Genomic DNA, 10,138 nt, shown 5'->3' with positions numbered 1-10,138 from the left:
TTCTGTAAGCTTCAGCAGGATCCATAGAGTTTCTTGGAGCAAATAAATACTTTACTAATTTATCGGCAACCGCTTTGTCATAAAAGCCATTTGGAGCTTCCTTAAAAGCTTCCGAAGCATCACTTGTTAATACATCTGCCCACATGTAGCCATAATATGCTGTAGCATAACCTTCGCCAGAGAAAACATGTCCAAAATGAGGTGTTCTGTGTCGCATAGGTAATTCTTTAGGCATTTTTAATTCTGCTAAAGTTTCACGCTCAAATTTAGCGATATCAATATTTTCAGGATCTGTTAGGTGTAATTTCATATCCATTAAAGCAGAAGCTAAATACTCTGTAGTACCAAATCCTTGATTAAAGGTTGCTGCTTTTTTAATTTTGGCAACTAAAGCTTCTGGAATGGCTTCTCCAGTTTTATAGTGTACTAAAAATTGATTAATCACTTCGTCTGTAGATAACCAACGCTCTAGTAATTGCGATTGAAACTCGGTATAATCTCTAACACCTCCATTTAATGTTGGGTATTTTACATTAGAAGAGAAAAAGTGCAGTGCATGACCAAACTCGTGAAAAAACGTTTCTGCATCATCCCATGACACTAAAACAGCTTCGCCAGGTGCAGGTTTTACAAAGTTTGAATTGTTAGAGGCTAATACCGTTTGTTTACCATCAAAAGTGGTGTGACTTCTATAGGTTGTAGCCCAAGCACCAGAACGTTTTCCTGTTCTAGCAAAAGGATCTAAGTACCATAACCCTATATGTTCTCCAGAATCTTTATTGGTAACTTCCCAAACCTTTACATCTTCATGAAACACAGGAACACTGCCTTCTGGAACGGGTTTAAAATTATAATTAAATAAGCGTCCTGCTGTATAAAATAAGGCCTGTGTTAATTTGTCTAGCTGTAAGTACTGCTTTACTTCGTCACTGTTTAAATCGTATTTTGCTTTACGTACTTTCTCGGCATAAAAACGATAATCCCAAGGTTCTATGGTAATATTATCCCCGTTTTTGTTAGCAATAGCTTGCATATCTGCAACTTCTTCTGCAACCCTTCCTATAGCAGCTGGCCAAACAGCTTCCATTAAATGCATAGCATTTTCTGGTGTTTTTGCCATTCTATCTTGTAAACGCCATTCTGCATAATTTTTATAGCCTAATAATGCTACGCGTTCTCTACGTAGTTTTAAAATGTTTGCAATTAGTTTTTTATTGTCATACTCGTCATTATTATCACCACGAGAATAATAGTTAGTCCAAACCTGTTTACGTAATTCGCGATTGGTAGAGTAGGTTAAAAACGGATCCATTGATGAACGGGTGTTTGTAATAGCATATTTGCCATCTTGCCCATTATCTGTAGCTATTTTTGCGGCAGATTTTATAAACCCGTCAGATAATCCATCTAATTGCTCCTTAGTTAAATAAGTAATATAATTTTCTTCATCATGTAATACATTGTTAGAAAACGTACTATATAATGAGGATAGTTCTTTGTTTATGGCAGCATAACGGGCTTTTTTTTCATCATTAAGCTCGGCACCATTCATTTCAAAACGTTTGTAAATTAAATCTACAACACGTTGTTGGTCGGGGTCTAAAGGTGTTACTTTAGACCCATCGTAAACGGCTTTAATACGTTTAAATAGCTTAGGATTTTGGTTTATTTTAGAACGGTATTCCGATAATTTAGGCGCTAATTCACTTTCTATTGCTCTAAATTCTGGAGTACTCATGTTACTACTAAGTATACCGTAGTAGCTAAACACTCTATTTAGTTCCTTACCAGAACGCTCCATAGCTTCAATAGTATTTTCAAACGTAGGTGCTTCTGCGTTATTGGCAATAGCTTCAATATCTTTTAAACTTAAGGCCATACCTGTTTCCATGGCTTCTTTTATATCTTCAACTTTCATTTTGTCGAAAGCAGGAACGCCACCGTAAGGGCCAGTCCATTCTTTTAGTAAAATAGTCTCACTCATTAATTTTGAATCTGCTTTTGGTGGTGTTTTTTTATCGTTATTACACCCTGTAAAAGTAATAATAGCGCATAGTAGGGTGGTACTTATTAATAGTTTTGATTTCATAATTAATATAGTTTTTTAGAGGTTGAAAGATAGTGAATTTAAGATTTTAGGGATAATAACAAAATCATAAATTATGGATTATGAGCAAAGTATAATATGAAGACCTGTAGGCGTTACATCTTTTTTGCCATTTCTGTTAAAAGAAGATAAGTGCCTATTATAGCTCCAATAAAAATAAGATCATTAAAATGTTCAAATTGGTTAGCTATTGTTTGCCCAACAATTACACTAATTATAAGCCTTAATAACCAAGATTTAAGAAACTGCATATTATTCTATAACTTCAACCTTAGTAATATAAATATTATGCTTTGGCCAATCTCCAGCATCAGTTTCTTGTTGCGAGATTTTATCTACTACATCCATGCCTTTAGTTACTTCTCCAAAAACAGTGTATTCACCATCTAAATGGTATTGGTTGGTTACAGTAATAAAAAACTCGTAAGGAGATGCTAGTTTATATGCATTTTCTATTTCGCTACTAGGTATAGAGATAACACCACGGTGGTGTTTGTAACCTCGCTTAGCATCTGGAGGTAATAAATAACTACCAAACTTTTTTCTTTTTCTAACCACTTTTTTGTTGTCCGAACTTCCGCCTTGTATTACAAAATCTTTAACCACACGATGAAACTGTGTGCCATCAAAAACTTTATTTTTAACAAGAAAAATAAAATTTGCGCGATGAAATTTTATTTTATCATATAACAAAAGGTCTATATTACCAAAACTGGTATAAATACGTACTTTATTTTCTTTATGTTCTTTCTGGTACTCTAGAAAAAAATCCATTGCATTCTTATCATTTAGCGGTAGAAAACGCTCTTCTAAAGTGAGTTTAGAACTGTCTATAGTAATTGCTTGTGGAGCTTCTTTCTTTTTTACTTTAGCCTTAACAACAGGAGCTTTTTTAGGTGATGATTTCGTGTCATTACAACTAAAAAAAATAAACATTAAACAAAGCGTTAATAGTAGGCGCATAATATAGAATTTGTATTTGCAAAGATAAAAAAGACAATAATAGAATATAAGTTTTAAAAAAGGTTTATTATTTAGAACTAAAGGAAAGAGAGCAGTTAACAATTTGCTAGAGATAAATAAACAGGTAAGATATTCGTATTAAAAACCGTTACTTTGCACAGTAATAGTTTAATTAAAATAAATAGATAGTTTATCTGTATATTTATATAACGTAAGATATCGATTAGCGCTTAAATAATGAATTTTAATACATTTAAAACAGCAATAGCAGGCATAGAAAAAGCACCGCTTCCAGCTGAAGCATCACAATTTAAAATGTCTCCGCCTTACAGAGAGAAACTTATAGCTAAGCAAAAAGAGCATGTAAAAACAGCAAAACAATCTGCTGTGTTAGCATTGTTTTATCCAGATAAAGTTAACGAAACCCGCCTTATTTTAATATTACGTAAAACTTACAAAGGCGTACACTCTGCACAAGTAGGATTCCCAGGAGGTAAACTTGAAGCTAATGAAACATTAATGGAGGCTGCATTAAGAGAAGCAAATGAAGAAGTAGGCGTGGACATAAATACAGTAACCGTTTTAAAAGAAATGACACAAGTATATATTCCGCCTAGTAATTTCTTTGTACAGCCTTATTTAGGAATCTCTAATATAACACCAGCATTTATAAAACAAGAGACAGAAGTAGAGGCGCTTTTAGAGGTTAAGCTAAGCGATTTTTTAAATAGCGATAATGTGGTAACTAAAACAGTTACAGTAGCTAATGGTGTTAAGGTAGAAGTCCCTGCATACCATTTAAACAATCATTTAGTATGGGGCGCTACAGCAATGATGCTTAGTGAAATAAAAGACTTGTTAAAATCTGCCTGCTAAATAGTTCTGTTTTTTTACATTTGCAAAACTGCTACAGCTAAAATGTTAGTAAAATAATGAAGTGAGAAAAGTATACTATTATAAGAATAGTAAGTAGATAGCAGAATAATTATTAATACATTTAAAATATTTATGGGATTATTTACAAAAAATCCTTTCGGGCATAATCTTTTTATAAAAAAATGGCTTATTAGAATCCTTGGAGCCTTGTCTCATCGTCGTTTTCGTGGTTTTAATGATTTACAGATAGAAGGCTCAGAAATTATAAAGAACTTACCAGATACCAATGTACTGTTTATATCTAACCACCAAACATACTTTGCAGATGTAGTGGCTATGTTTCATGTATTTAATGCTAGTTTAAGTGGTAGAGATGATAATATTAAAAATGTTGGGTATTTATGGAATCCTAAGCTTAATATGTATTATGTGGCAGCAAAGGAAACTATGAAATCTGGACTTTTGCCTAAAATTTTAGCTTATGTAGGTTCAATAAGTATAGAACGTACTTGGAGGAGCGAAGGAAAAGATATTAATAGACAGGTTAAAATGAGTGACATCTCTAACATAAGTAAGGCGTTAGACGATGGTTGGGTTATTACCTTTCCACAAGGTACAACAACACCATTTAAACCTATTCGTAAAGGAACAGCACATATTATAAAACGATATAAACCCATTGTAGTACCTATTGTTATAGATGGTTTTAGGCGTTCGTTTGATAAAAAAGGATTACGTATTAAAAAGAAGAATGTTTACCAAACATTCGAAATAAAGAAACCTTTAGACATTGATTACGATAATGAGTCTATTGCAGAAATTGTAGAAAAAATAGAGTACGCTATAGAGCAGCACCCATCCTTTTTAAAAGTAATTTCTAAAAAAGAATTAGCAGCACAAGAAGAATTAAACAAACAACGTGAGTGGCTAGATTAGTAATCTTTTTAAAAATGAATTTTCTTATTACTAATTAGCATCTTTTTTTGTTCTACAAGACGCTTTTGCTTTAGAGTTACTATTTAACCCTAGTATTAAAAAGACAAAACCAATTGGTAAAAAAGCGTAGCCTAGCATTGTAAAAGATAAAATAATGTACACAGCCCCAATAATTAAATATGTGTTTCTTGCTGTTTCAGAATTACCCATGCAAAGCCCTAAATATTGTTTCTCAATCAAGTTATCTGCTTTGTAAAGCTTAACAGTAATACCTTGCCTAAAGCTTATACCAGATTTAATAGTTATAGTTTCTAAAACGCCATTGAGTTTTAAAGTAAAGACATGCGAGGTTCCAAACCATGAGAATTTTTCAGAAACAACAGTATCATTTAAAATAACAGTTTCATTTCCTGCCCAATCATTTGTAAAAGTTATGGTATTATTGTCAATAAAAAAAGAAACACTTTTCATAGTAGTTATAGGGTTTTAGTCATGAAGTTTTTTAAGTTCTTCATAGTTTCTATTTAAACGCTTCATTAAAATGCCATAAATAAGCCTGTAGAATAACCAGATAATTACAATAAATACAATAGTAAAGATTATAAAAATGGCAAGACCAACCATAAGTTGTGGCGTTGTAAAATGAGAGATTTTTTCGGCCAATTCCGTATCTTGTTTAGTAACATAATATAATGCTAATACCATAGAAATAGGTACCATAATTAAATTATATAATACGTAGTACTTAATTATTTTCCTAGTTTTAATAATACTTTCCATTAGCTTTTTTGCATTATCTGTAACCGAAATATTTCGGTGTGCTTTAAATAGCAAAAAGATAAAAAAGGAAATAACTATAAAGGTAAATATAGTAAGAGCAGTCATTAAAGGCCCATTTACAGAGCTGTGTTCAAATTTCTCTTGATAACTGGAAGATAGTAAAGGCAAAAAACTAAGACCTAACCAAAATAAGAGTTCGGCAATACTAATGTAAAATAATGTTTTTACAATAGATGATGATTTTTTTAACAGCATAGGATAAATCTGTTGAGACGTTAATTGCTTATCATCTACAACATCCTTCTGCCAATGTTTTTTTAATAATTCTAATTCATCCATAATGTTACGGATTTAATATGGTTCTTAATTTTGTTTTTACTCGGTTCATTTTAACACGAGCGTTAACTTCACTAATACCCATTGTTTCACTTATTTCTTTATAGCTTTTGTCTTCTAAATACAAGAAAACAAGAGCTTTTTCTATGTCGTTTAATTGTTGCACAGCCTTATATAATAATTTTAGCTGTTGCTCTTCGGTATCATCATAATCTTCAGCAGAAATCTTAAACTGAATACTATCAAATTCCTGAGTTTGTACAGAACGTTTCGATTTTCGGTACAAAGTAATAGCTGTATTTAACCCCACACGATACATCCAAGTACTAAATTTTGAATCCCCACGAAATTTTGGAAACGCCTTCCATAGCTGTATCGTAATTTCTTGGAATAAATCATTATGCGCATCATAATTATTAGTATACAAACGGCATACCTTGTGTACAATATTCTGATGCTTCTCTAGCAATTCAACAAAATTATGTTCAAGTTCTTTATTCAATTATTTGGTGTCAATGGTTTGGTTATGCATATAAGTAGTGTAAAAATAGAAGATGTTACACAATTTTTATAAAATAATTAAATGGACGTTACAATCTTTCATTTAAGCTACAGATTGTCAGGCTTTCAAGGCTCGCTTTTTTTAGGTTTAGATTATATTAACCTTATAACTTAAAACAAACTTTAATTACAAAATAAACAGTGTAAAAGCATGAAAAGAGCTCAAACAAACCTTTCAATCCTTAACGCAAGCTGTCGTAAAATTATTACTTAAAGGTAAGATTTAAAAGTCATAAAAATGAATACAGATTATATTTTACATGTAAAATTAATAACCTTCTATTATTTTTTAAAACGACTTAATTATTGTTACTTAAAAGCCTTATAAAACTAGGGATTAAAATCACTGTTTTGTATCTTTGGAAAACTATTATTATTCCATTTTTTATATGAACATTCCAGATACAAAATCCCCAAGAATTGTTATTGTTGGCGGTGGTTTTGCAGGTGTTAGCATTGCCAAAACTTTAGCCAATAAAAATGTACAAGTTGTTGTTTTAGATAAACACAATTACCATACATTTCAACCTTTATTATACCAAGTATCTTCAGCAGGACTAGAACCCGATTCTATAGCCTATCCATTACGTAAAATTTTAAAAAAGCATAAAACCTCTTTTTTCCGTTTAGCAGAAGTTGAGCAAATTCTCCCAGAACAAAAAGAAATACAAACCAATATTGGGAATCTTAAATACGATTATTTGGTACTAGCAACAGGGACCAAAACAAATTACTTTGGTAATAAAGCTATAGAGCAACATAGTATGCCAATGAAAAAAGTACCACAAGCCTTAAACATACGTAGCTTAATTTTACAAAACTTTGAGAAAGCTGCAGTAAGCGATTCGCAGTCAGAGCGCAAAGCCGCTTTAAACTTTGTAATAGTAGGTGGGGGGCCAACAGGTGTAGAATTAGCTGGTGCTATAGCAGAATTAAAAAACAACATATTACCTAGAGATTACAGAGATTTAGATGCTAGTATGATGCAAATACATCTTTTAGAAGGTAACAGCAGAGTATTACCACCAATGAGTGAACATGCCTCTAAAAAAGCAGAAGAGTTTCTTGTTAAACTAGGCGTAAAAGTACATTGTAACACATTTGTACAAGATTACGATGGCGAAATAGCACATACAAATACAGATTTAACTTTAGCGTCTAAAACCCTAATTTGGGCAGCAGGAGTTACAGGAGCACCTGTTAATGGATTAAAAGCCGAAGCATTATTAGAGCGTGCTAATCGTTATAAAGTAAACCGTTACAACCAAATAGAAGGTTACAACTCCATATTTGCTATTGGAGATATAGCTTTAATGGAAACCGAAGCTTTTCCTAAAGGCCATCCACAAGTAGCACAACCAGCGATACAACAAGGTAAGTTGTTAGGGAAAAATATAATACGATTAATAAAAGGACAACCCTTAAAAGCATTTACTTATAAAGATAAAGGCTCTATGGCCACCATTGGACGTAACAAAGCCGTTGTTGATTTAAAATATTATAAATTTGCAGGCTTCTTCGCTTGGTTTGTATGGATGTTTATACACTTAATGTCTTTAGTAGGCTTTCGTAATAGAGTAATCGTGTTTTTTAACTGGACTTATAATTATATAAACTTTGATAAAGCTGCTAGATTAATAATACGTCCGTTTAATAAGCAGGATTAATTTTAATACTGCTGTTTTAAAAGCCCAAAAACTATTAATAATTGAGCCAGAGCATAAGTAAACATAATACTAAAATCGGCTAAAGCTAGAGGCTCATAGAATTTGTTTACAGCCAATAAACTGTCAGACAACATAAAAGCAAGTGCACCAATAAACACCAGATTAAAACTAGGAGTGTTGACTTTGCTACGTCTTAAAAAAGCAGAAACAGCCATTAATAAAATAATACACATGTAAACAATAACAGGTATTAATAAATCGCCTAATCCAGATTTTAAAATACTAAATAACCCTAAAGCATAAGCCAAGAGTATTATAACAAATCCATAAGGTTTTATTGCCGGATTTCGCTGTTTTAAAAATACCAGGCAATACATAATATGTGCCGTTAAAAATGCAATTAAACCAGCAATAAAGAAATATTCAGACTTATAGACAAATAGTAATAAAATATCTCCAATTAAAGAAAATAGTAAAGCCAGACCAGTAAATGTTCTAGTATGCGTATTAAGGTGCCTACTGTATTTGTAAAAATAAACAATTAAAGACCCAACAATTAACGGCTTAGAAACATAGTGTAAGCCTTGTAGACCTTCAAAATTTGCAATTATGGTTTCAATAAAAACTAAAATAAAGAAAACTACAAAAAATAAAGTACGCTGTTTGGATGCCATTTTGTTATTATTTGGGTAAAAAGTAAAAATACTCAATTCATCTTAAAAAAAATACAGTTCGGTAAGACTAAGTTTTAAAAACGGTGAGGTGTATGCACTTTTGTACTGTTAAACAAAGTAAACAAACAAACAGTATGAAACGCCTAACATTTTTATTAATAATATTTATAACAATTAATGCTTTTGCACAAACCACTATAAGTGGTCGTGTTGTGGATGCAAAAAACACACCAATAGAAGGAGCCAATGTATATTTAGAAGGCACATACGATGGAGGTACAACAAATGAAAAAGGAGCATTTTCTTTTAAAACAGAAGCAACAAAAACACAAACACTAATTATATCTTTTGTGTCTTTTGAAACCGAACAAATACAGAGCGATGTCTCTACATTACAAAATATAAATATAACATTACGAGAAGATGTTAATGCATTAGATACGGTAGTATTATCTGCAGGAACATTTGCAGCAGGCGATAATAGTAAAATATCGGTGTTAAAACCACTAGATGTTGTTACAACTGCTAGTGCTTTAGGCGATTTTGTAGGCGCATTACAAACCTTACCAGGAACCACAACCGTATCAGAAGACGGGCGGTTATTTGTCCGAGGTGGTGAGGCCGAAGAAACACAGATTTTTATAGATGGCATTCGTGTATTTACACCTTATACGCCAAGCCCTAATAACAGTCCAACAAGAGGGCGCTACTCTCCCTTTCTTTTTGATGGAATCACTTTTTCTACAGGAGGTTACTCTGCCGAATATGGGCAAGCATTATCCAGTGTTTTACTACTAAACACTATAGATGTGCCAGATCAAGAAAAAACAGACATTGGTATTATGAGCGTGGGTGCTACATTAGGAAATACTCAAATATGGGGTAAAAATTCATTAAGTGTTAACGCATCTTATATTAATCTAGCACCATATAATGCTATATTTAATGATAGAAACGAATGGAAGAAACCCTACGAAGGCGCTTCGGGAGAAGCTGTATATAGACATAAAACAGACCAAGGTATCTATAAATTATATTCTGCATTCGATGCTTCTCGTTTCGATTTAATTCAAGAAGACATTAATATCGCAGAAGGTGTTCGATTTAAATTAAACAATAAGAACCTCTATTTTAACGGTTCCTATTCTGGAGAACTAAACGAGGTGTGGCGTGTATTTGGAGGTTTAAGCTATACGTATGCAAATAATAAAGTTGGTGTAACAGATACAGATATAAAT

At 32.3% G+C, this 10,138-nt stretch carries 11 protein-coding genes; 4 read left to right on the top strand and 7 right to left on the bottom strand.

Annotation, left to right across the window (positions count from 1 at the left end):
• From ACVC2P_RS11330 to ACVC2P_RS11320, 3 genes are all read right to left on the bottom strand, one after another.
• Window positions 1–2,089, bottom strand: a 2,089-nt coding sequence (locus tag ACVC2P_RS11330; protein WP_452598583.1) for a M3 family metallopeptidase, incomplete at its 3' end; no start/stop codon positions are given.
• Window positions 2,090–2,202: 113 nt separating this feature from the next.
• Complete coding sequence (locus tag ACVC2P_RS11325) at window positions 2,203–2,358, bottom strand: hypothetical protein (protein ID WP_452598582.1); 156 nt, start codon at window positions 2,356–2,358, stop codon at window positions 2,203–2,205.
• A 1-nt stretch (window position 2,359) separates the two neighbouring features.
• Window positions 2,360–3,070, bottom strand: coding sequence for a peptidylprolyl isomerase (locus tag ACVC2P_RS11320; protein WP_452598581.1), 711 nt, complete (start codon window positions 3,068–3,070; stop codon window positions 2,360–2,362).
• Between the two features lie 237 nt (window positions 3,071–3,307).
• Here ACVC2P_RS11320 and ACVC2P_RS11315 point away from each other — a divergent pair, with 237 nt between their 5' ends.
• Both ACVC2P_RS11315 and ACVC2P_RS11310 read left to right on the top strand, forming a co-directional pair.
• Complete coding sequence (locus tag ACVC2P_RS11315; protein WP_452598580.1) at window positions 3,308–3,946, top strand: NUDIX hydrolase; 639 nt, start codon at window positions 3,308–3,310, stop codon at window positions 3,944–3,946.
• A gap of 132 nt (window positions 3,947–4,078) precedes the next feature.
• Window positions 4,079–4,882, top strand: a complete 804-nt coding sequence (locus tag ACVC2P_RS11310) for a lysophospholipid acyltransferase family protein (RefSeq protein ID WP_452598579.1) — start codon at window positions 4,079–4,081, stop codon at window positions 4,880–4,882.
• A 30-nt stretch (window positions 4,883–4,912) separates the two neighbouring features.
• Here ACVC2P_RS11310 and ACVC2P_RS11305 read toward each other — a convergent pair whose 3' ends face one another.
• The 3 genes from ACVC2P_RS11305 to ACVC2P_RS11295 are packed head-to-tail and all read right to left on the bottom strand — an operon-like array spanning window position 4,913 to window position 6,500.
• Window positions 4,913–5,353 carry a hypothetical protein gene (locus ACVC2P_RS11305; RefSeq protein WP_452598578.1) on the bottom strand — a complete coding sequence of 147 codons (441 nt, stop codon included), beginning with the start codon at window positions 5,351–5,353 and terminating at the stop codon, window positions 4,913–4,915.
• 15 nt (window positions 5,354–5,368) lie between these two features.
• Window positions 5,369–6,001: a hypothetical protein gene (locus ACVC2P_RS11300; protein ID WP_452598577.1), complete on the bottom strand. Its 633-nt coding sequence runs from the start codon at window positions 5,999–6,001 to the stop codon at window positions 5,369–5,371.
• A 4-nt stretch (window positions 6,002–6,005) separates the two neighbouring features.
• Window positions 6,006–6,500: an RNA polymerase sigma factor gene (locus ACVC2P_RS11295; RefSeq protein ID WP_452598576.1), complete on the bottom strand. Its 495-nt coding sequence runs from the start codon at window positions 6,498–6,500 to the stop codon at window positions 6,006–6,008.
• 448 nt (window positions 6,501–6,948) lie between these two features.
• On the opposite strand from ACVC2P_RS11295, the gene ACVC2P_RS11290 reads away from it, so the two are divergent.
• Window positions 6,949–8,226: an NAD(P)/FAD-dependent oxidoreductase gene (locus tag ACVC2P_RS11290; RefSeq protein WP_452598575.1), complete on the top strand. Its 1,278-nt coding sequence runs from the start codon at window positions 6,949–6,951 to the stop codon at window positions 8,224–8,226.
• A 2-nt stretch (window positions 8,227–8,228) separates the two neighbouring features.
• Here the strand turns inward: ACVC2P_RS11290 and ACVC2P_RS11285 are convergent, their stop codons facing one another.
• On the bottom strand, window positions 8,229–8,900 hold the full coding sequence (locus tag ACVC2P_RS11285) for a lysoplasmalogenase (protein WP_452598574.1): 672 nt from the start codon (window positions 8,898–8,900) through the stop codon (window positions 8,229–8,231).
• A gap of 134 nt (window positions 8,901–9,034) precedes the next feature.
• Here ACVC2P_RS11285 and ACVC2P_RS11280 point away from each other — a divergent pair.
• Window positions 9,035–10,138, top strand: a 1,104-nt coding sequence (locus ACVC2P_RS11280; protein WP_452598573.1) for a carboxypeptidase-like regulatory domain-containing protein, incomplete at its 3' end; no start/stop codon positions are given.

Source organism: Pontimicrobium sp. MEBiC01747 (assembly GCF_053601635.1).
The sequence above is the reverse complement of the archived record's forward strand: the minus strand, read 5'-3'. Positions and strand labels throughout refer to the sequence as shown.

What these genes read in the sequence shown, in the direction of transcription:
- ACVC2P_RS11325 (WP_452598582.1), bottom strand. Translation starts at nt 2,358, where the DNA reads ATGCAGTTTCTTAAATCTTGGTTATTAAGGCTTATAATTAGTGTAATT.
- ACVC2P_RS11320 (WP_452598581.1), bottom strand. Translation starts at nt 3,070, where the DNA reads ATGCGCCTACTATTAACGCTTTGTTTAATGTTTATTTTTTTTAGTTGT.
- ACVC2P_RS11315 (WP_452598580.1), top strand. Translation starts at nt 3,308, where the DNA reads ATGAATTTTAATACATTTAAAACAGCAATAGCAGGCATAGAAAAAGCA.
- ACVC2P_RS11310 (WP_452598579.1), top strand. Translation starts at nt 4,079, where the DNA reads ATGGGATTATTTACAAAAAATCCTTTCGGGCATAATCTTTTTATAAAA.
- ACVC2P_RS11305 (WP_452598578.1), bottom strand. Translation starts at nt 5,353, where the DNA reads ATGAAAAGTGTTTCTTTTTTTATTGACAATAATACCATAACTTTTACA.
- ACVC2P_RS11300 (WP_452598577.1), bottom strand. Translation starts at nt 6,001, where the DNA reads ATGGATGAATTAGAATTATTAAAAAAACATTGGCAGAAGGATGTTGTA.
- ACVC2P_RS11290 (WP_452598575.1), top strand. Translation starts at nt 6,949, where the DNA reads ATGAACATTCCAGATACAAAATCCCCAAGAATTGTTATTGTTGGCGGT.
- ACVC2P_RS11285 (WP_452598574.1), bottom strand. Translation starts at nt 8,900, where the DNA reads ATGGCATCCAAACAGCGTACTTTATTTTTTGTAGTTTTCTTTATTTTA.